Origin of the sequence: Streptomyces botrytidirepellens (assembly GCF_003721215.1) — a bacterium.
Taxonomy (GTDB): domain Bacteria; phylum Actinomycetota; class Actinomycetes; order Streptomycetales; family Streptomycetaceae; genus Streptomyces; species Streptomyces himastatinicus.
Genome location: NZ_RIBZ01000124.1, coordinates 19,267 through 37,913, shown reverse-complemented (window position 1 = coordinate 37,913; position 18,647 = coordinate 19,267). Strand labels below are relative to the sequence as shown.

General features: G+C 69.8%; 21 protein-coding genes. 9 read left to right on the top strand and 12 right to left on the bottom strand.

From position 1 onward, the window contains the following. Positions 1 to 10: 10 nt before the first annotated feature. Positions 11 to 745: an IPT/TIG domain-containing protein gene (locus EEJ42_RS09870; protein WP_184503012.1), complete on the bottom strand. Its 735-nt coding sequence runs from the start codon at positions 743 to 745 to the stop codon at positions 11 to 13. A gap of 405 nt (positions 746 to 1,150) precedes the next feature. Between EEJ42_RS09870 and EEJ42_RS09865 the strand changes: the two genes are divergently transcribed. Continuing rightward, positions 1,151 to 2,788, top strand: coding sequence for an IPT/TIG domain-containing protein (locus EEJ42_RS09865; RefSeq protein WP_123099590.1), 1,638 nt, complete (start codon positions 1,151 to 1,153; stop codon positions 2,786 to 2,788). Positions 2,789 to 2,798: 10 nt separating this feature from the next. Here the strand turns inward: EEJ42_RS09865 and EEJ42_RS09860 are convergent, their stop codons facing one another. After that, positions 2,799 to 3,218: a YjbQ family protein gene (locus EEJ42_RS09860; RefSeq protein ID WP_123099589.1), complete on the bottom strand. Its 420-nt coding sequence runs from the start codon at positions 3,216 to 3,218 to the stop codon at positions 2,799 to 2,801. Between the two features lie 101 nt (positions 3,219 to 3,319). Here EEJ42_RS09860 and EEJ42_RS54570 point away from each other — a divergent pair, with 101 nt between their 5' ends. From EEJ42_RS54570 to EEJ42_RS09840, 5 genes are all read left to right on the top strand, one after another. Further along, the gene (locus EEJ42_RS54570) at positions 3,320 to 3,403 is read left to right on the top strand and encodes a putative leader peptide (protein WP_370593019.1); all 84 of its coding nucleotides are present in this window, start codon (positions 3,320 to 3,322) and stop codon (positions 3,401 to 3,403) included. 112 nt (positions 3,404 to 3,515) lie between these two features. After that, positions 3,516 to 4,328 (top strand): ABC transporter permease, encoded by an 813-nt coding sequence (locus EEJ42_RS09855; RefSeq protein WP_123099588.1) that lies wholly within the window; start codon positions 3,516 to 3,518, stop codon positions 4,326 to 4,328. Further along, entirely contained in the window at positions 4,301 to 5,089 is a 789-nt protein-coding gene (locus EEJ42_RS09850) for an ABC transporter ATP-binding protein (protein ID WP_123099587.1), read from the top strand. The genes EEJ42_RS09855 and EEJ42_RS09850 overlap by 28 nt, the downstream gene beginning before the upstream one ends. 54 nt (positions 5,090 to 5,143) lie before the next feature. Beyond that, positions 5,144 to 6,181, top strand: a complete 1,038-nt coding sequence (locus EEJ42_RS09845; protein WP_123099586.1) for an ABC transporter substrate-binding protein — start codon at positions 5,144 to 5,146, stop codon at positions 6,179 to 6,181. Further along, entirely contained in the window at positions 6,181 to 7,335 is a 1,155-nt protein-coding gene (locus EEJ42_RS09840) for an LLM class flavin-dependent oxidoreductase (RefSeq protein ID WP_123099585.1), read from the top strand. The genes EEJ42_RS09845 and EEJ42_RS09840 overlap by 1 nt, the downstream gene beginning before the upstream one ends. A 38-nt stretch (positions 7,336 to 7,373) precedes the next feature. Here the strand turns inward: EEJ42_RS09840 and EEJ42_RS09835 are convergent, their stop codons facing one another. The 4 genes from EEJ42_RS09835 to EEJ42_RS09820 all read right to left on the bottom strand — a co-directional run bounded on the left by EEJ42_RS09835 (position 7,374) and on the right by EEJ42_RS09820 (position 9,702). Then, complete coding sequence (locus EEJ42_RS09835; RefSeq protein WP_123099584.1) at positions 7,374 to 7,667, bottom strand: DUF1330 domain-containing protein; 294 nt, start codon at positions 7,665 to 7,667, stop codon at positions 7,374 to 7,376. 55 nt (positions 7,668 to 7,722) lie between these two features. Continuing rightward, positions 7,723 to 8,532 carry a hypothetical protein gene (locus EEJ42_RS09830; RefSeq protein WP_246096299.1) on the bottom strand — a complete coding sequence of 270 codons (810 nt, stop codon included), beginning with the start codon at positions 8,530 to 8,532 and terminating at the stop codon, positions 7,723 to 7,725. 119 nt (positions 8,533 to 8,651) lie between these two features. Beyond that, a complete protein-coding gene (locus tag EEJ42_RS09825) occupies positions 8,652 to 8,870 on the bottom strand; it encodes a DUF397 domain-containing protein (RefSeq protein ID WP_123099583.1) in 219 nt (72 codons plus the stop codon). Between the two features lies 1 nt (position 8,871). Continuing rightward, positions 8,872 to 9,702, bottom strand: coding sequence for a helix-turn-helix domain-containing protein (locus EEJ42_RS09820; protein ID WP_246096297.1), 831 nt, complete (start codon positions 9,700 to 9,702; stop codon positions 8,872 to 8,874). A 234-nt stretch (positions 9,703 to 9,936) separates the two neighbouring features. Between EEJ42_RS09820 and EEJ42_RS09815 the strand changes: the two genes are divergently transcribed. Then, complete coding sequence (locus EEJ42_RS09815; RefSeq protein WP_123099581.1) at positions 9,937 to 10,248, top strand: hypothetical protein; 312 nt, start codon at positions 9,937 to 9,939, stop codon at positions 10,246 to 10,248. A gap of 7 nt (positions 10,249 to 10,255) precedes the next feature. Then, entirely contained in the window at positions 10,256 to 11,332 is a 1,077-nt protein-coding gene (locus tag EEJ42_RS09810; RefSeq protein WP_123099580.1) for an NAD(P)-binding domain-containing protein, read from the top strand. Between the two features lie 28 nt (positions 11,333 to 11,360). Here EEJ42_RS09810 and EEJ42_RS09805 read toward each other — a convergent pair whose 3' ends face one another. Beyond that, complete coding sequence (locus EEJ42_RS09805; RefSeq protein ID WP_123099579.1) at positions 11,361 to 12,380, bottom strand: LacI family DNA-binding transcriptional regulator; 1,020 nt, start codon at positions 12,378 to 12,380, stop codon at positions 11,361 to 11,363. Between the two features lie 173 nt (positions 12,381 to 12,553). Beyond that, positions 12,554 to 13,447 (bottom strand): LysR family transcriptional regulator, encoded by an 894-nt coding sequence (locus EEJ42_RS09800; protein ID WP_246096295.1) that lies wholly within the window; start codon positions 13,445 to 13,447, stop codon positions 12,554 to 12,556. Positions 13,448 to 13,566: 119 nt separating this feature from the next. Between EEJ42_RS09800 and EEJ42_RS09795 the strand changes: the two genes are divergently transcribed. After that, complete coding sequence (locus EEJ42_RS09795; protein WP_123099577.1) at positions 13,567 to 14,745, top strand: aminotransferase class V-fold PLP-dependent enzyme; 1,179 nt, start codon at positions 13,567 to 13,569, stop codon at positions 14,743 to 14,745. On the opposite strand, the gene EEJ42_RS09790 is transcribed toward EEJ42_RS09795, so the two are convergent. From EEJ42_RS09790 to rhaS, 4 genes are read right to left on the bottom strand one after another with little or no spacing between them, the layout of a single operon-like run. Next, positions 14,742 to 15,764: a LacI family DNA-binding transcriptional regulator gene (locus EEJ42_RS09790; protein ID WP_123099576.1), complete on the bottom strand. Its 1,023-nt coding sequence runs from the start codon at positions 15,762 to 15,764 to the stop codon at positions 14,742 to 14,744. The two genes, EEJ42_RS09795 and EEJ42_RS09790, sit on opposite strands and share 4 nt — an antisense overlap. Positions 15,765 to 15,769: 5 nt before the next feature. Beyond that, positions 15,770 to 17,194 (bottom strand): BNR repeat-containing protein, encoded by a 1,425-nt coding sequence (locus EEJ42_RS09785; RefSeq protein WP_123099575.1) that lies wholly within the window; start codon positions 17,192 to 17,194, stop codon positions 15,770 to 15,772. Positions 17,195 to 17,216: 22 nt separating this feature from the next. After that, positions 17,217 to 17,537, bottom strand: a complete 321-nt coding sequence (locus tag EEJ42_RS09780) for an L-rhamnose mutarotase (protein WP_123099574.1) — start codon at positions 17,535 to 17,537, stop codon at positions 17,217 to 17,219. 11 nt (positions 17,538 to 17,548) lie between these two features. Next, positions 17,549 to 18,637 carry a rhamnose ABC transporter substrate-binding protein gene (gene rhaS, locus EEJ42_RS09775; RefSeq protein ID WP_123099573.1) on the bottom strand — a complete coding sequence of 363 codons (1,089 nt, stop codon included), beginning with the start codon at positions 18,635 to 18,637 and terminating at the stop codon, positions 17,549 to 17,551. Positions 18,638 to 18,647: the final 10 nt, after the last annotated feature.

The window sequence follows — 18,647 nt, the reverse complement described above, 5'->3', positions numbered from 1 at the left end:
GAGGGCGGGTTCAGCCGGGGGTGACGGTGTAGGTGAAGGACTGGGACGAGTCGGTGCCGCCCGCGCTGGTGAGGGTGACGGTGACGGTGCCCGTGCCGCCCGGGGAGTAGGCGATGATGGTGTTGTCATCGATGATGTTGAAGGACGTCGAGTCGGGGCCGTACGAGATGTCCGTGACGTCACTGAGGTTGGTGCCGGTGATGGTGGAGGCCGTGCCCCCGTAGTCCGGTCCGGCCGTCGGGTCCATGCTGGTCACCGTGGGATCCCCGACGTAGGTGTAGGTGAACCCGTTGGTGGTGCCGCCCACGGTGGTGACGCTGACCCCGACGGTCTGGGGGGTGGTCACGGTCGGCACCGTGACGTTCAGCGTGCCGTCGTTCACGACTGTGGGAACCGCGGTGTTGGAGCCGAAGGCCATCGACGTGGCGGTGTACAGGTTCGCACCGGTGAGAGTGGTGGTACCGCCGCTGAGCGGTCCCGCGGTGTTGCTGAGACTGAACTTGTGCGGGGCCGGGATGTAGTAGTACCAGACCGGAGCCGATGAACCGCCCGGCGTGGTCACGACGACCTGGACGGCGGAGCTGTTCGAGGGTGCGACAGCGGTGATCTGGGTGGGGCTGTCGACCACGAAACTGGCCGATTTGATTCCGAACTTCACGCTGGTGGCGCCCGTGAAGCCGGTTCCGGTGATGACGACCTGGTTGCCGCCGGAGGTGGGTCCCTGGTTCGGATTGAGAGTGGGCACGATGCCTTCTCCTCGCCTTGAGTGATTTCTTCTCCGGAAAGGGACGACCCCCGCATGCAGGAGTGCGGCTGGGCCTATGGGCATCGGCACGACGCGCGTGACTGATTTCCTGACAGGGCATTCCCTTGCACAAGAATTGGATCAGGCACTCCACGAAAGAGGGAGGGCGCACATGAGGCACTCACTACTAATGCGATGATGTGAATTGACGCTCCCATGCCGAATGTGCGCCGGAGTGCCCCCGGTTGACCTCTTCTGCTGTTTCGCAGGATCCCGGCCGATGGGATGCTCCATGGAGCACAGTGAATCGACTCCTGAACCTGGGGCGCCCGGTGACGAATTCCGGGGGCCTGACATCATCGCTCTGACTCGTCGAATTCGGGAGTTCGGTCGAGAGGAGCCCGCATGGCCACCGCGTCCGCCCCGGACACCATCCCCGTGGGCTCGGCACCCCACTCCATCGCCATACGGCCCGACGGATCGCGCGCCTATGTGAGCAACTCCGGTGCCGGCACTTTGAGTGTGATCGACACGGCCGTCGGCGTCGTCACCGCCACCATCGGCGTGGGTGCCGGACCATGGGGCGCGACGGTCACCCCCGACGGCCAGTTCGTCTGCGTCACCGAGCCGGGCTCGGGAACGGTCGGCTTCGTCAGCACCACCACCAACGCGCTCATCGGCACCGTCAGTGGCCTGACCGTGCCGCGTGGGCTGGCCGTCACGCCCGACGGGACCCGCCTGTACGTCGCCAACTCCGGTGCCAATACGGTGAGCGTCATCAGTACGGCCACCAGAGCCATCACCGGCACCATCACCGTGGGGAACGGCCCCCAGAGCATCGCGATCCGCCCGGACGGGCTGCGCGCGTACGTCTCCCATTCCGCCGGCGGCACCGTAAGCGTGATCAACACGCTCAGCAACACCGTCACGGCCACCGTGCCGGGGTTCAACGTGCCTCTGGGCGTGGCCGTCGCCCCCGACGGGGCCCGGCTGTACGTGGCGAACTCCGGCGGCACTGCCGTCAGCATCGTCAGCACGACCGACAACTCCGTCATCGGCACCATCACCGTCGCGACCAGCCCTGCCTATGTGGCCGTCTCCCCGGACGGGACACTCGTCTACGCCACCATGACCGGCTCGGACTCACTGACGGTGATCAACGCGAGCACCAACACCGTTACCCACACGCTCTCGGGGTTCGCCACGCCCCACGAGGTGACGACCACCCCGGACGGCGGCTACCTCTATGTCGCCAACTACGGCGATGGCACGGTTGGCGTCCTGAGAAGGCCGGCCGCCATCTCCCCCAATCAGGGCCCCCCGGGCGGCGGCACGGCGGTCACCATCACCGGCCGGGGCTTCCTCGGGACGACCAGCGTCCTCTTCGGTAATCGGCCTGCCAAAAGCTTCGCCGTTCTGAGCGACACCACATTGACCGCCGTCACCCCTTCCCTCAGCAGAACCGGCGCCAAGGCCGTACCGGTCACCGTGACCGCCAGTGGCGGAACGGCCATCATCGGCCACTTCTACTACCAGCTGCTGCCTGTCATCGACGAGATCTCGTCACCTTCCGGACCTACGACCGGCGGGAACGTCCTCACACTCACGGGCAGGCGGCTCACCGGCGTCAAGTACGTGCGGTTCGGCAACGTCACGGCCGCAGCCACCGTCCTGTCGGACACCCGGCTCACCGTCACCGTTCCGCCATCGGTCCTCGCCCACAGCGTCCCCGTCTACGTCACCAACAGGGGAGGCGTCTCCAACAGCCTCTCCTACACCTACGTCAGCACCGCCGCGATCACCAGCATCAGCCCGGTCTCGGGACCGTCGGCCGGAAGCCGTATCGTCAACATCAACGGCACCTCACTGTCCCAGGTCAACAGCGTGACCTTCGGGGGCGTCCCGGCCCTCTCCTTCAAGGTCATGTCCGCCATCAAGGTCCAATCCATCACGCCGCCGCACGCCCCCGGCCCCGTGGCCGTCGTCGTGACCACCTCCACCGGCGCCACCGCCACCGCTCCCCAGCCGTACACCTACATCTGAGGACGGCCGGTCAGCCCAGGAAGCTCAGCCGGACCTTGCGGTGGGGGTTGTCCCGGTTGGTGTCGACCAGGCACACCGACTGCCACGTGCCGAGCGCCAGGCTGCCGCCGACGACCGGGAGGGTGGCGTGGGGCGGGACGATGGCCGGGAGGACGTGGTCGCGGCCGTGGCCCGGGGAGCCGTGGCGGTGGCGCCAGCGGTCGTCGGCGGGGAGGAGGTCACGGAGGGCGGCGAGGAGGTCGGTGTCGCTGCCCGCGCCCGTCTCCAGAATCGCGATACCGGCAGTCGCGTGCGGGACGAACACATTGAGCAGGCCGTCGGCGCCCTGCGCCACCTCGCGCAGGTACGCCTCGCAGTCGGCGGTGAGGTCGGCGACGGTCTCGGTGGTGCCGGTGGTGATGTCGAGCGTGTGGGTGCGGAAAGTAGCCATGACTCCATCCTCGTACGTGCTCCGTTAAAACTCCCGCAACAAAGGTCCGAGGGGCAAGACGGCGTTGACCCCGGTCGGACCCGCTGGCTAGCTTCAGGGGCATGTCTACGTCAGCCCTGCTCACCACGCGCGGTCACATCGACCTGCTGCGGGTGGCGTCCGCCACGTGTCCTGGCGCCTGCTGACCTTCTCTCACCCCTCCCTCCTTTTCGTTTTCGTCGCACCGCGCTGACCGCCGTCCCATGCTGACCGTCGTGCCGTGCGGGCGCCGAGGCGTACCCCTTTTCTGGAGTCCCCGTGTCCCCGGTTCTTCTCGAACCGGTCGTGCCGCTGTCCGCGCGCCGTCGCTCCGTACCCCGCTGGCTGCGCCGCACGACCGGTCCCCTCTTCCTGCTGCTGCTCTGGCAGGTGTGCAGTGCGACTGGCGTACTGCCCTCCGACATGCTCGCCTCGCCCGGCACCATCGCCGGTACCGCCTCCGGCATGGTCCAGGACGGCACACTGCCGCACGCCATGCTGGTGTCGGTGCAGCGGGTGCTGAACGGGCTGGTGATCGGCGGGATCGTCGGGGTTGCCCTGGCGCTGATCTCCGGGCTGTCGCGGCTCGGCGAGGACCTGGTCGACGCGAGCGTGCAGATGTTCCGCACCATCCCGTGGGTCGGGATGATCCCGCTGTTCATCATCTGGATGGGCATCGGCGAGGCCCCCAAGATCGCGCTGATCGCGCTCGGTGTCACCTTCCATCTCTATCTGAACGTGTACGCGGGCATCCGCGGTGTGGACGCGCAGCTCATCGAGGCCGGGAACTCGCTCGGGCTCGGGCGCTGGGCGCTGATCCGCCATGTGGTGCTGCCGGGCGCGCTGCCCGGGGCCATGACCGGGCTGCGGTACTCGCTGGCCACCGCCTGGCTGGCGCTGGTCTTCGGCGAGACGATCAACGCGGACGACGGAATCGGCTTCCTGCTCAACCGTGCGCGTGAGTTCTTCCAGACCGATGTGATCGTGGTCTGCCTGATCGTCTACGCCGCCCTCGGCCTGCTCGCCGATTTCATCGTCCGCACTCTGGAGAGGCTGCTGCTGCAATGGCGACCGACCTTCACCGGCAAGTGAACCTCCTCGCGAAGGACACCACGAAGGAAACGACGGACGACGCGGCGGTACGGGTCGACTCGCTCACCCGGTCCTTCGACGGCCGCGCCGTCATCGACAACCTCGAACTGACCATTCCGCGCGGCGAGTTCGTGGCGCTGCTCGGCCGCAGCGGCTGCGGCAAGTCGACGCTGCTGCGCGTACTGGCCGGGCTCGACCGGGAAATCACCGGCGAGGTGCTGGTCCCGCAGCGCAAGGCCGTCGCCTTCCAGGCGCCGCGCCTGATGCCGTGGAAGAAGGTGTGGCGCAATGTGCTGCTCGGCCTTCCCGGCCGCCCCGGGCGGGAGGTCGCCGAGAAGGCGCTGGAGGAGGTCGGGCTCGGCCACCGTACCGACGCCTGGCCCAAGACGCTGTCCGGTGGCGAGGCCCAGCGCGCCTCGCTCGCCCGGGCGCTGGTGCGCGAACCCGATCTGCTGCTGCTCGACGAGCCGTTCGGCGCGCTGGACGCGCTCACCCGGATCACCGCGCAGCGGCTGGTCGCCGAGTTGTGGCAGAGCCGCGGCTGCGCGGTGCTGCTGGTGACGCACGACGTCGAGGAGGCGCTGCTGCTCGCCGACCGCGTGCTGGTGATGGACGGCGGCGTCATCGCGCATGAGGTCCGGGTGGACCGTGACCGCCCGCGCGCCATCGCCGACCCCTCCATCGCGGCTCTGCGCGCCCAACTGCTGGACCGGCTGGGTGTGGAGGCACCCGAAGCCGCCGAGGTCGAGAAGGTCGCGTAGCCACATCTCCCCCTCCCCCTCTTGTACGACCCTCACGAACGGAATCCCGCTGCCATGAGACGGCGACTCGCCCCTGCCCTGCTCATCTCCCTCGTCCTGCCGCTGTCCGCATGCGTCAGCTCGAACTCGAACAACGCCTCGTCCGGCGCGGCCGGTAACACCGACGGCAAGGGCGATGTGACCCTGAACGTCGGCGATCAGAAGGGCAATGACGAGGCGGTGCTGCGTGCCGCCGGTGAACTGAAGAACCTTCCCTACAAGATCAAGTGGTCGACGTTCACCTCCGGTCCGCCGATCCTGGAGGCCGTGAGCGCCAAGGCCGTGGACATCGGCGGCGTCGGCAACACCCCGCCCGTCGTCGCCGCAGCCGCCAAGTCCAAGATCAAGATCGTGGGCGCCAAGCACGGCACGACCGACGGCGAGGCGATCGTGGTGAAGAAGGGCTCGCCGCTGAAGAAGACCGCCGACCTCAAGGGCAAGAGGGTCGCGGTCGCGCAGGGCAGCTCGGCCCACTTCCAGCTCGTCGCCTCGCTCCGGAAGGCCGGGCTCTCGATCAAGGACGTCAAGGTCAGCTTCCTCCAGCCCGCCGACGCCCTGGCGGCCTTCAAGGGCGGCAAGGTGGACGCCTGGGCCATCTGGGACCCGTACACCGCACAGGCTGAGCACCAGGCGGACGCACGGGTGATCACCACCGGCAAAGGGGTGACCAACGGCCTCAACTTCCAGGTCGCCAACCCCACCTCCCTCGACGACAAGAAGAAGACGAAGGTCATCAAGGACTACCTGGAGCGGCTGCGGCGCGCCCAGAACTGGGTGTACAAGCACCCCGAGGCATGGGCCAAGGTGTGGGGCAAGGAGACCGGGCTCCCGTACGACGTGGCGCTGGACTCCGTGAAGCGCACCAACGGCACCCGGGTGTACACCGCCGTCGACAAGCCCGCCATCGCCTCCGAGCAGGAGATCGCGGACACCTTCGCCAAGCTGAAGCTCACCCCGCGTCGCTTCAACTTCTCCGACTACGTGGACACCCGCTTCAACGGCGGACTGCCGCCGTCCAGCACCGCGCCCCGCACCTTCGGGAAGGGCTCGTGATGTCCGTCCACCTGCACTGGTTCCTGCCGACGGGCGGCGACGGGCGCACCCTGGTCGACCGGCACGCCTACACCGGCGGTGACCGCTCGCGCATCACCCCGGTGAGCGGTGTCCGGACGCCCGACATCGACTACCTCGCGCAGATCGCCAAGGCCGCCGAGCACCTGGGGTTCGAGGCGGTGCTGACCCCGACCGGCACGTGGTGCGAGGACGCGTGGCTGACGACGGCGGCGCTCGCCCAGCACACCGAACGGCTGAAGTTCCTGGTGGCCTTCCGCCCGGGGCTGATCTCACCGGTGCTGGCGGCGCAGATGGCCGCGACGTACCAGCGGGTCACCCGCGGGCGGCTGCTGCTCAACATCGTCACCGGCGGTGACTCCACCGAGCAGCGGCGCTTCGGCGACCATCTCGACCACGACCAGCGGTACGCGCGCACGGCAGAGTTCCTGGAGGTCGTACGGGGTGTGTGGGATGGCAAAGCCTACGACTTCGACGGTGAGCACTACCGGATCGCGGGCGGGCTGACCGCGGTGCCGCCCGACCCGCTGCCGCAGATCTTCTTCGGCGGCTCGTCCCCGGCCGCCGGGCCGGTCGCCGCCCGGCACACGGACGTCTATCTGACCTGGGGCGAACCGCCCGCCCAGGTCAAGGAGAAGATCGACTGGATCCGAGGTCTGGCGGAACGGGAGGGCCGGGAGGTCCGTTTCGGCATCCGCCTGCACACCATCGCCCGCGACTCCTCACGCGAGGCATGGGCCGTCGCCGACCGGCTGCTGGACGACCTCGACCCGGAGGCGATCGCCGGGGCCCAACAGGCGCTCGGGCGCAGCGAGTCCGTGGGGCAGCAGCGGATGCTGGCCCTGCACGGCGGCTCGCGCGACCAGCTGGAGATCTCGCCCAACCTGTGGGCGGGGGTCGGGCTGGTGCGCGGCGGCGCGGGGACGGCGCTGGTCGGCAGCCATGCGGAGATCGCCGACCGGATCGAGGAGTACCACGCCCTGGGCATCGAGCACTTCGTGCTGTCGGGCTACCCGCACCTGGAGGAGGCGTACTGGTTCGGCGAGGGCGTGACGCCGGAACTGGCTTCGCGCGGTCTGGTGGCGGACACCCCGACCGCGGGCGGCGCGCCGCTGCTGGTCGCCGGGGGCCGGTAGGCCCGTACGTACGTCCGCGGTCGGGCCCGCCGTTGTGGTCAGGGCCCGCCGTCGACGAACAGCAGCCTGCGGTCCAGGGCGTCCTTACGGATCTCCAGCGCCTCGGCGTACTCGGGGGACGCGTACCAGCGGCGGGCCTCGGCCATGGAGGGGAACTCGAGGATCACCATCCGCCGCTCGTCCGGCCACTCCCCCTCCACCGCGTCCGGATGGCGGCCCCGGGCGAGATAGCGGCCGCCGTAGCGGGCGATCGACTCAGCCGCCAGCTCGCGGTAGGTGGCGGCGCGCGACTCGTCGAGCACCTCGACCTCGGAAATGACATACGCAGGCATTCCGCCCCCGTGTCTCTCGCCGGACAGTTTTCCTGGAAGGTACCACCGGCCCGGCCTAGGGGATCGAGCGTGCGTTGGCCCGCAGCGTGTCCAGGTCCCGTCGGACCGCTTCGTACGCGGCCTTGTTCCGGTCGATGTCGGCCCGCTGACGCTTCGCCATCACGGACCACCACACCCCGAGGGTGTTGTGCTTCCGCTTGCACTCGATGTCCGCGACGGCAGTGCCGACTTCCCGCTCGGTGTGTGTGGTGTTGCCGTCGCGGCGCGTGCCCCAGGCCTTGTCCTTCCGAGCGGCCTCCGGGTTCCCGTACCGCTTGAACCCCTTGTCCACGACACAGTCCGACCAGGTCGCGAACGCCTTCCGCAGGCGCGGGTCCTTGGCCACCGCCGCCTCCAACCGCTGCTCGCGACGGCTGGGGTACGCCCACATGTGGGTGGTGTCCGCGACGCCCTTGAGCAGCTGCCGGTCCCCCTGTCCGGCGCAGCCGCCCTTCGGGGCGCGGGAGCCGGACAGGCCGTACAGGGCCGCGAACTCCTTGTCCGTCATGGCGCGGCCCTTCGGCCCGGCCCCGCCCAACGGGCTTGCCTTCGGCGCCCAGCCGTACCCCCACCGCTTCGCCCGGTCGAGGTCGAGCGGCCCCAACGGCGTCTCGCTCGCGCGGAGCGTCAGGAGCGACGACCCCGACGGCCCGGAACTCTTCGGGGGTTTCGGGTCCAGGGGGAAGTCGGCGAAGCCGAGGCCCACCATGCAGCGCTGTGCGAGGCGATCCCGCGCCGTGTCGAACTCCTTGGTGGCCCGCTTGCCGAGCTTGTACCGGTCGATGGGCAGCGTCGGCAGGTCGTCCGCCTCCTTGACCTCGGGCACCTTTCCACCTCCGGATGGTGAGGAACCGGAGCCGCAGCCCGCCACGACCGCCATCAGCAGCAGTGGGGCGACGTGCCACCACACCCGATTCGGCCTCAAGGCCCTCCCCCGTTCCTCCGTCAGCAGAGGTTGGACCTTACCGCGCTGACGAACGCGGTCCACGCGCCGGCCGGGACCACCAGGGCAGGGCCGGTCTTGTCCTTGGAGTCACGGATACCGACCTCGGTGGTGCGGGTGAGGTGGGCGATCTCCACGCAGCCGGTGCCGTTCGCTTCGCTGTAGGAGGATTTGAACCAGGCCGCCTCGGGTGCGACGTTGGTTGCTATGCCGTGGGTCATGTCAGATCTCCCGTGCTAGTCGTTGCAGGAACGCCGGTGTCTCGCCAGGCGCGAGAGCGGCGGCCCGCAGGTTTTCGAACCTGCGTGAGAAGGACCAGATCGTCGTTTCCTTGTCGCTGATGTCGGATCCGTCGACGGCGTCGCTCTGCACCACCGACGGCAGCGGGGCGCCGAACTCCCACAGGTTGAAGTTCGTGTGAGGCCGATAGGCGGGTGTGGCCATCGGAATGATCTGGACCGTCACATTGTCGAGCCGCAGCAGGGTCTGGATCTCCTCGTATTGCTCGCGCATCACTTCGGGGCTGCCGACCACGCGTCGCAGCGAGGCTTCGTCCTGGATGACCCAGAGTTCCATGGGGTTGTCCCTGCGCGTCAGGGCTTTCTTCCGTTCCATGCGGATCTGGATGTGCCGTTCGACGAACTCGGTCGTGGTCTCTTCGACCGGCTTGGCGGCCTGGAACAGCTCCCTCGCGTAGCGATCGGTTTGCAGCAAGCCGAAGACCACGTTCGGCTGCCACGTCCGGCTGGTGCGGGCGCCGCTCTCCAAACCGATGTGCATCCCCATGCCGGACGGAAGCACACTTCGGTAGACGGACCACCAGCCCCGGTTGAGGGAATCGCGGTGGATCTGCATGAGGAAGTCGATGTCTTCCTCGTCCTCGACGCCGTACCGGTCCAGGAGGGCCTTCAGGTCCGCGGCCTTGGGCAGGGCAGAGAGCCCGTTCTCGACGCGGAACAGCTTCGTGGTGGAAAACGTCAACCCGTCCACCGCCTCCGCGAGGGTGAATCCGGCCTTGTCCCTCAACCGCTTGAGTTCCCAGCCGAGTTGCATGCGACGGACCGTCGGTCCTGTTGGTGCTGCCACGAGTATGCCTTCCGTCGGGTCGAGCCTGCCATGCCGTGATGCGGGTCCCGAGTCTGGCAGCGGCAGACCAGCGCATCAGGCCAATTGCCCACTCGGTCACATATGCCATCTGAAGCGGAAATTAGCTGTCATCTTGCGCGTCAGCTTCCGCGCGCTCGAAGCTGTTTCCGCCATCACGTCCCCATCCCACGGAGCCGCCCCATGCCATCCCCACGCCCCCGCCTCCTGCCCTGGCCCGCGGAGAACGGCAAGCCCTGCTACTTCGTCAGCGACGACTCCGGCGCGGGCTACATCTCACGGCTGGCCGACGAGATGGAGACCGTGCAGCTCCGTACCGGGGCCGAGCTGCTGGCGCATGCGCGCCCGCTCCTCCAGGACCGCAAGGCGCACGCCGGTGAGCTGCGCTTCGTGGGGCATCGGCTCGCCGAGGCGCTGCATGACGCGCTGCGGGTGGCCGAGAGCCGGGGCATGCGGCTGGAGGACCGGGAAGAACCGGCGCCGGAGCCGAGTTAGTAGAAGCATGAACAACGTGGACGTCGTGGTCGTGGGCGCCGGGCAGGCGGGGCTGTCCGGGGCGTATCACCTGCGGCGGGCGGGATACGAGCCGGGCACCGGATTCGTGGTGCTCGACCACTCCCCCGCCCCCGGCGGGGCGTGGCAGTTCCGGTGGCCGTCGCTGACGTACGGCAAGGTGCACGGGATGTACGACCTGCCCGGTATGCGGCTGACCAGCGACGATGCCGATCCCGAGCGGCCGTCGTCCGAGGTGGTCCCGGCGTACTTCGCACGTTACGAGCGCGCCTTCGACCTGCGGGTCGTCCGTCCTGTGCACGTCACCGCCGTACGGGAGGATGACGGCAGGCTACGGGTCGAGACCTCGGCCGGTACGTGGTCCGCCCGCGCGCTGATCAACGCGACCGGCACCTGGGACCGCCCCTTCTGGCCGCGCTACCCGGGGCAGGAGACCTTCCGGGGGCGGCAGTTGCACACCGCGCAGTACCCGGGTCCGGAGGCGTTCGCCGGGCAGCGGGTGATCGTGGTCGGGGGCGGGACGTCCGGGGTGCAGCATCTGCTGGAGATCGCCGAGGTGGCGGCCTCGACCACCTGGGTCACCCGCCGCCCGCCGGTCTTCCGCAGCGGGCCGTTCGGCGAGGACCAGGGGCGGGCCGCGGTGTCGCTGGTGGAGGAGCGGGTACGGCGGGGGCTGCCGCCGCAGAGCGTGGTGTCGGTGACCGGGCTGCCCATGACGGAGGCGATGGAGCGGGCCCGGGCGCGGGGCGTGCTGGACCGGCTGCCGATGTTCGACCGGATCACCACGTCCGGGGTGAGCTGGGCGGACGGCCGCGCGGTGGCGGCGGACGTCATCCTCTGGGCCACCGGTTTCCGCGCCGCGATCGACCACCTCGCCCCGCTGCGGCTGCGCGAGCCGGGCGGCGGGATCGCCGTCGAGGGGACCCGGGCGGTCCGGGATCCGCGGGTGCACCTGGTCGGCTACGGCCCGTCCGCGAGCACGGTCGGGGCGAACCGGGCGGGCCGGGCCGCGGTGCGCGAGATCCGGGCCCTGCTGGACGCGGCTCCTGCCCCGGCTGGCGTCTGACGGTCCGGCCCGGGAACAGTCCGCGGGCTCACACGCCCGGCTTCGCCCCCAGCGTCGAGTCCCGCACGACCAGTTCCGGCTGGAGGACGATCCGCTGGTGGCGGTGGGCTTCGGCGTCCTCGCCGGTCTCCTCGATCAGCAGCTCCGCCGCCGTACGCCCCATCCGGAACGCGGGCTGGCGCACCGAGGTCAGCGGCACCGCAGCGGCCGCCGCGAACTCGATGTCGTCGTAACCCACCAGCGCCACCTCGCCCGGCACCGACACCCCCGCCGCGAAGAGCGCCTGGAGGACGCCCAGCGCCAGCAGGTCGTTCGCGCAGAACACCGCGGTCGGCCGGGGTGAGATGCCCAGTAGCCGGGCACCGGCGTCGCGGCCCGCCGCCACGTCCAGCCGCGCCGCCTCGATGTGCAGCAGCGCCTCCGGCGGCAGGCCCTCGTCGGCGAGCGCGGCGAGCGCCCCGGCGCGGCGGTCCTGGCACTGCGGCAGCTGCATCGGGCCGCTGACGTACACCAGCCCGCGGTGTCCCTGGGCGAGCAGATGGCGGACGGCGAGCGCGCCGCCCTCGATGTCGTCCACCGACACCGAGCAGCCCTCGGCGCTGGGCACCTCGCGGTCGACCAGGACGAAGGGGATGTCGTGGCGGCGGAAGTTCTCCAGGTTGCCGCCGGTGGCGTCGGCGGGGGTCACCAGGACGCCGCGCACCCGGTGCTCGGCGAAGAGGCCCAGGTAGTCGGCCTCCTCGTCGGGGCTCTGCGCGCTGTTGCACACCATGACGCCGAGGCCCGCGTCCCGGGCGGCGCGCTCGGCGCCGCTGGCCACGTCCACGAAGAAGGGGTTCGCCATGTCGAGCACCAGCAGCGAGATGATCCGGCTGCGTCCGGCGCGCAGCTGGCGCGCGGATTCGCTGCGTACGTAGCCGAGCCGCTCGATCGCGGCCTGCACCCGGTCACGGGTGGCCTCGGCGACCATCTCCGGTCGGTTGATCACGTTCGAGACGGTGCCGACGGACACTCCCGCCTGCCGCGCGACGTCCTTGATCCCCACCATGCGTCCCACGACCTCGGCCTCCGCCTTCCCGCGACCCACCTCGGCCGCGGGACCCATGCTATGGCGTGCGCGGAGGGGATGGGTGCATGCCCCGGATACGCCGGAAACCCGCCGCGGGATGATCTTGTGCGAGCTGCACCAGCCCTTGCTGCGGGCGCCCCGGCATGCGGCGGTCACCCGGTACGGGCGGCCAGTTCGCCGATCGCGTGGCGGATCGCGGTGAGGAAGGTCTGGATCAGGGGATGCTCCCCGGCTCCGGCGCGTACGGTCGCGTGCACGGTGCGGGTGTGGCCCGCTGAGCCGACGAGGAGGAGACCGGGGGTCCGATCGAACCACAGCATGTCGGGCAGGAAGGCCACCGCGTGGCCCTCCTCGACCAGCCGTGCGTGGACCAGCATGTCCGCGGACACGTAGACGACGTCCGGCTCGAACCCGGCGGCGTGACACATGCCGGTCGCCCATGCCCGGGCGGGCGTGCCGGCGGGTTCCATCACCCAGGGGCGCTCGGCCAGATCAGCGAGCGACACCACGGGTGCGGGGGTGGCCAGCCGCATGGGGTCCTCGCACAGCGGGTGGTGCTCGAACTCGGAGGCGCGGGCCGGGCGCGCGTGCCCGGGGAACGTCTCGTCGATCACGAGGTCGAAGTCCCGGGTGAGCAGACCCGGCAGCGAGGTGTCGGGCTCGGCCTGTGTGGCCTCCACCCTTATCCGGGGATGGTTCTCCCGCAGCCAGGTCAACGCGACGGGCACCAGTGCGAGCATCGCGGTCTGGAAGGCCGCAACCTTGATCGTCCCGGATGTCTCCCGCAGCGAGGCCGCGATCTCCGCCTCGGCGCGCTCCAGCTCCCGCAGCGCCTTCTCCGTGCGGGCGACGAGGATTTCCGCCTGCGGCGTCAGCCGGACCCCCCTGCCTTCCCGCTCCAGCAGCGGTGCGCCGACCTCGGACTCCAGCAGCGTCAGCTGCTGGGAGACAGCCGAGGGGCTGTAGGACATGGCCGAGGCGACAGCGGCCAGCGTGCCACGGTGCTTCAGTTCCCGCAGCACCACCAGGCGGCGCAGATTGTGCACAGCCCTCACTCCATCCATCAATTTTTACGGCCTGTCTCCTCCAGAAACGTTCACTTTACTGAAGGGAGGTGCTTTGGAAACGTGAAGGCAGAGCAGCACCGCACAGATGGGAAACGGGCATGGACATCGAAGCGCTCCGCCAGGACACCCCGGGCACCGCGAACCGGATTCACCTCAACAACGCGGGCGCGGGCCTGCTGTCGCGGCAGACGCTCAAGGCCGTGATCTCCCACCTGGAGCTGGAGGCCGCGATCGGCGGCTACGAGGCAGCGGACCAGGAACGGGACCGCATCGACGCCACCCACGGGCACATCGCCCGACTGGTGGGCGGCCGGGCGGACGAGATCGCGCTGTTCGACAACTCCACCCACGCCTGGAACGCCGCGTTCTACTCCATGACGTTCAAGCCGGGCGACCGCATCCTCACAGGCCGGGCCGAGTACGGCAGCAGCGTCCTCGCCTATTTGCAGACGGCCCGGCGCACCGGAGCCGAGGTCGTCGTCGTCCCCAACGACGAGTCCGGCCAGCTCGACACCACGGCCCTCGCGAACCTCATCGACGACCGCACCAAGCTGGTGGGCATCGCCCACGTCCCCACCAGCGGCGGCCTGGTCAACCCGGCCGCCGAGATCGGACGCGTCACCCGCGCCGCCGGCGTTCCCTTCCTTCTCGACGCCACCCAGTCCGTCGGCCAGTTCCCCGTGGACGTCGCGGAGCTCGGCTGCGACATGCTCACTGCCACCGGCCGCAAATTCCTGCGCGGCCCGCGCGGCACGGGCTTCCTCTGGGTGCGCCCCGAGGCACACGCATACCTGGAGCCGCACGTGACCGACGTCGCCGCTGCCACCTGGGACGGCAAACGCAGCTTCACCTGGAAGGACGGCGCGCGGCGTTTCGAGACATGGGAGGTCGGCTACTCCAACGTTCTGGGGCTGAGCGCCGCCGTCCAGCAGGCCCTGGACCTCGGCATGGACGAGATCGGCCGACGCACCTTCGAGCTCGGCGCCCGTCTGCGCGACCAGTTGGACGCCGTTCCCGGCATCACCACCCACGACCTCGGCCGGCAGCGGTGCGCGATCGTCACCTGCGAGGTCGGCACCATGGCGACGGCCGATGTCGCCGCCGCCCTCGCCGGGCGCGGCATCAACGTCAGCACCACCGACCCGGCGCAGACCCAGTTCGACACCGAGGACCGGGACGTCCACCCGCTGGTACGGCTCTCGCCGCACTACTACAACACCGAGGCCGAGATCGACCGCGCCGTCGAGGTCCTCACCGAACTCGCCGCGGCCCGCTAGCCACGGGTCAGGCTCGATCCGCGGACGACGAGTTCGGGCCGCAGCACGATCCGCCGGTGGCGGTGGGCGTCGGCCTCGTCGCCGGTCTCCTCGATCAGCAGCTCGGCCGCCGTACGCCCCATCCGGAACGCGGGGCGGCGCACCGAGGTCAGCGGCACCGCAGCGGCCGCCGCGAACTCGATGTCGTCGTAACCCACCAGCGCCACCTCGCCCGGCACCGACACCCCCGCCGCGTACAGCGCCTGCAACACCCCCAGCGCCAGCAGGTCGTTCGCGCAGAACACCGCCGTCGGACGCGGTGCCATGCCCAGCAGCCGCGCCCCCGCGTCCCGGCCGCCCGCCACGTCCAGCCGCTCCACCTCCACGTGGCGCAGCGCGGCCTCGGCGACCCCTCCCTCCCGCAGAGCGGTCAGCGCGCCGGCGCGGCGGTCGCGGCACTGGGCGAGGTGCATCGGGCCGCTGACGTACGCCAGCGCGCGATGCCCCTGGCCGAGGAGGTGGCGGGCGGCGAGCGTGCCGCCCTCGATGTCGTCGACCGACACCGAGCAGCCCTCGGCGCTGGGCACCTCGCGGTCGACGTAGACGAACGGAATGCCGTGCCGCCGGAAGGACTCCAGGTTGCGGCCGGTGGTGTCGGCGGGGGTGACGAGGACGCCGCGTACCCGCTGCTCGGTGAAGAGCCCCAGGTAGTCGGCCTCCTCCTGGGCGCTCTGCGCGCTGTTGCACACCATCACCCCGAGGCCCGCCTCGCGCGCCGCGCGCTCGGCGCCGCCCGCCACGTCCACGAAGAAGGGGTTCGCCATGTCGAGCACCAGCAGCCCGACGATGCGGCTGTGGCCCGCGCGCAGCTGGCGCGCCGACTCGCTGCGTACGTACCCCAGCCGCTCGATGGTGGACAGCACCCGGGCCCGGGTCCGCTCGGACACCGAGTCCGGGCGGTTGATGACGTTGGAGACCGTGCCGACCGAGACCCCGGCGGCCTTCGCCACCTCCTTGATGCCGACGCCGTGGGCGCTCAAGTCCCCTAGCCCGGCAGTCGGAAGTCGATGACGCGGAGGGCCGAGGGCGTGGTGCCGCTCGACTTCCGCTGGTACATGAACGACAGCACGCCGTCCTGGGCGAGTCGGGTGTCGTCGACGACGACCTCGCCGAAGGCGTTCAGCCCGCTGCCGTCGAAGAGCGTCTTCCAGTCGGTGTATCCGGACGCGCTGGACGCGGCGACGATGCGGCCGTACGGCATGACGGCGTAGGCGTTGTCGTATGTGTCGAAGGCCAGGTGGGTGCGCTGGCTGGAGTTGAGCGCGACCGGGATCTCGGTCTTCTTCCAGGCGCCCGCGGCGTTCTTGAAGAGGTGGAAGGCGCGGCCGTCTCTGGTCCGGTCGGCCACGTAGTCGGTGGTGCACTGGCCGAAGCGGCCGGGGACGTAGCTGATGACGGCGTGGGGGCGCCCGGCGGAGTCGGTGGCCTGGCTCTCCTGGTTCATCAGCGAGTGGTCGGGGCCCAGCGGATCGACGACGGTGCCGGTGTCGTTCACGGTCACCTTGTCGGCGCCGCCGGTGGTGCCGACCACGGTGCCCGCCGCGTTGCGCCAGGTGCGGCCGCGGTCGGTGCTGTAGACGTAGCCGGTGTCGTGGTTGGTGAGGCCACCGGCGTTGCACATCACCGCGGTGTTCTGCTCGCGCCAGGTGTAGAAGGCGTGCAACCGGCCGTCGGCGCCGTAGTCGATGCCGTGCAGATACATGTTGCGGGCGGTGCTGGAGCCGTGCTCGCTGGTGTACGTGCCGGTGGACGCGGACCACTCGCCGAGCGCGGTCCACTTGGTGCCGTCGTACTCGGCCAGCGCGTTGCGGCCGTTGCCGGAGACCCCGACGCGGTAGCTGAGCTGGAGGCGGCCCTCGGGGGTGGCCACGAACTGCGGATACGTGAACTGGGACGTGAGCGCGAGCCCGTCCAGGGTCGTCTGCACGGCGCCGAACTGTGCGCTGTTCCAGGGGTGTCCGGCGGGGTCGTCCAGCAGCCCGGCCACCGACTTCACGTAGAAGAAGCCACTGCTGTGTGAGTCCATGTTGAGGTGGAGTCGGCCGTCGACGCGCGAGATCCCCATGGAGATCACGTTGTGGGAGTCGTCGGTGGTGAGCTTGTGCGGCAGCCGGACGGTCTGCCAGTCCGCCCGGCCCAGCGCGCGGCGCCCGATGACGGCGGTGCGGTCGCCGGTGTACCAGACGGCGTACTGGTAGCCCTGGTAGGTGAGCAGCCCGTTCTTCTGGAACGCGTTGTTGTTGACGAGGCCGTTGTACGACTCGAAGTACACGGCCCCGGGGTCGAGCTGGGTGTCGGCGACCTTGCTGACCGCCGGGCCGGGGGCGCTCGGGGCGGCGGTCGCGCTTCCGGTGGGGATGGCGGCGCTGATGAGGGCGGTGGCCAGCACGGCGACGGCCAGGGGTCTCATATGCGTTTGTCTCCTACGTGTCCTAGGCGAGGTGGAACACTTCGGTGAGCGGTGTCATGGCCTCATCCGGCTTCGCGCCGTCCAATGCCTCGAAGAAGTCGGCCATTTCCGCCTGCCACCGCGCGTTGACGTCGGTGGCGGCCATCGCGGCCTGCGCGGCCGCGAAGTCCTCGGTCTCCAGATAGCCGACCAGCAGCCCGTCCTCCCGCAGGAAGAGCGAGTAGTTGTGCCACCCGGCCGCCGAGAGCGCCTCCAGCATCTCCGGCCACACGGCCTCGTGCCGCTCGCGGTACTCGGCCAGCCGGTCCTGACGGACCTTCAGCAGAAAACACACACGCCGCATCACGGGCCGCCTCAGAAGTGGAACTTGTCGATGTTGGACTTGTCGAAGACCGTGGGCGGGCCGAGGATGACCTCGCCCTTCTTGCCGACGGTGTACTCACCGAGCTTCCCGGCCTTGAACTTCTCCCCCTCGGCCCCGGTGATCTGCCCGGAGGCGAGCGCCGCGGCAGCGTACGAGCCCAGGTACCCCAGCTTCTTGGGGTCCCACAGCGCGAACTGCTCGACGGTGCCGTCCTTGACGTACTTGCGCATCTGGTTGGGCGTGCCGAGGCCGTTCAGCACGACCTTGCCCTTGTACGAGGAGTCGCTGATGTAGCGGGCGGCCGCGGCGATGCCGACCGTGGTGGGCGAGATGATGCCCTTCAGCTTCGGGTACGCCTTCAGCAGGCCCTGGGTCTCCTGGAACGACTTCTGGTCGTCGTCGTCCCCGTACACCGTCTTGACCAGCTTCATGTTCTTGTACGCGGGCTTCTTCAGCTCGTCCTTCATGAACCCGATCCAGGTGTTCTGGTTGGTCGCGTTCTGGGTGGCCGAAAGGATCGCGATCTCGCCCTTGTAGTCGAGCTGCTTGGCCAGGTGCTGGACCTGGCTGCGGCCGATCTCCTCCGAGCCGGCCTGGTTGATGAACAGCTGGCGGCACGCCGGGGCGGTGTCCGAGTCGTACGCGACGACCTTGATGTTCTTCTTCATGGCCTGCTTGAGCGGGCCGCACACCGCGTTGGGGTCGTTGGCGGCGATGAGGATGGCGTCCTGCCGCTGCTGGACCAGGGTGTTGATGTACGACACCTGGGAGGAGGCGCTGGCGTCGGACGGCCCGACCTCCTTGCCCTTGCCGCCGAACTCCCGGGCGGCGCCGATCCCGGAGGTGTCCAGGATCTTCAGGTACGGGTTGTTGATCTGCTTGGGCAGGAAGGCGAGCTTCAGCCCCTTCTTCAGCGGGGCGTCGGGGTTGGCCTTGGCCTGCGATCCGCTGTCGGCCTTGCCGCTGTTGTCGGTGTCCTTCTTGGTGGTGCCGCCACAGCCGGCGAGGGTGACGGCGAGGGCGCAGACCGCGGCCGCGGTGGCGGCGGCACGGCGCCGCGCGGAGGAACGCTGGATCATGGGTGACCTT

What these genes read in the sequence shown, in the direction of transcription:
- EEJ42_RS09785 (WP_123099575.1), bottom strand. Translation starts at nt 17,194, where the DNA reads ATGAGACCCCTGGCCGTCGCCGTGCTGGCCACCGCCCTCATCAGCGCC.
- EEJ42_RS09825 (WP_123099583.1), bottom strand. Translation starts at nt 8,870, where the DNA reads ATGACCCACGGCATAGCAACCAACGTCGCACCCGAGGCGGCCTGGTTC.
- EEJ42_RS09865 (WP_123099590.1), top strand. Translation starts at nt 1,151, where the DNA reads ATGGCCACCGCGTCCGCCCCGGACACCATCCCCGTGGGCTCGGCACCC.
- EEJ42_RS54570 (WP_370593019.1), top strand. Translation starts at nt 3,320, where the DNA reads ATGTCTACGTCAGCCCTGCTCACCACGCGCGGTCACATCGACCTGCTG.
- EEJ42_RS09795 (WP_123099577.1), top strand. Translation starts at nt 13,567, where the DNA reads ATGGACATCGAAGCGCTCCGCCAGGACACCCCGGGCACCGCGAACCGG.
- EEJ42_RS09780 (WP_123099574.1), bottom strand. Translation starts at nt 17,537, where the DNA reads ATGCGGCGTGTGTGTTTTCTGCTGAAGGTCCGTCAGGACCGGCTGGCC.
- EEJ42_RS09835 (WP_123099584.1), bottom strand. Translation starts at nt 7,667, where the DNA reads ATGCCTGCGTATGTCATTTCCGAGGTCGAGGTGCTCGACGAGTCGCGC.
- EEJ42_RS09820 (WP_246096297.1), bottom strand. Translation starts at nt 9,702, where the DNA reads ATGCAACTCGGCTGGGAACTCAAGCGGTTGAGGGACAAGGCCGGATTC.
- EEJ42_RS09860 (WP_123099589.1), bottom strand. Translation starts at nt 3,218, where the DNA reads ATGGCTACTTTCCGCACCCACACGCTCGACATCACCACCGGCACCACC.
- EEJ42_RS09810 (WP_123099580.1), top strand. Translation starts at nt 10,256, where the DNA reads ATGAACAACGTGGACGTCGTGGTCGTGGGCGCCGGGCAGGCGGGGCTG.
- EEJ42_RS09840 (WP_123099585.1), top strand. Translation starts at nt 6,181, where the DNA reads ATGTCCGTCCACCTGCACTGGTTCCTGCCGACGGGCGGCGACGGGCGC.
- rhaS (WP_123099573.1), bottom strand. Translation starts at nt 18,637, where the DNA reads ATGATCCAGCGTTCCTCCGCGCGGCGCCGTGCCGCCGCCACCGCGGCC.
- EEJ42_RS09845 (WP_123099586.1), top strand. Translation starts at nt 5,144, where the DNA reads ATGAGACGGCGACTCGCCCCTGCCCTGCTCATCTCCCTCGTCCTGCCG.
- EEJ42_RS09805 (WP_123099579.1), bottom strand. Translation starts at nt 12,380, where the DNA reads ATGGTGGGGATCAAGGACGTCGCGCGGCAGGCGGGAGTGTCCGTCGGC.
- EEJ42_RS09850 (WP_123099587.1), top strand. Translation starts at nt 4,301, where the DNA reads ATGGCGACCGACCTTCACCGGCAAGTGAACCTCCTCGCGAAGGACACC.
- EEJ42_RS09815 (WP_123099581.1), top strand. Translation starts at nt 9,937, where the DNA reads ATGCCATCCCCACGCCCCCGCCTCCTGCCCTGGCCCGCGGAGAACGGC.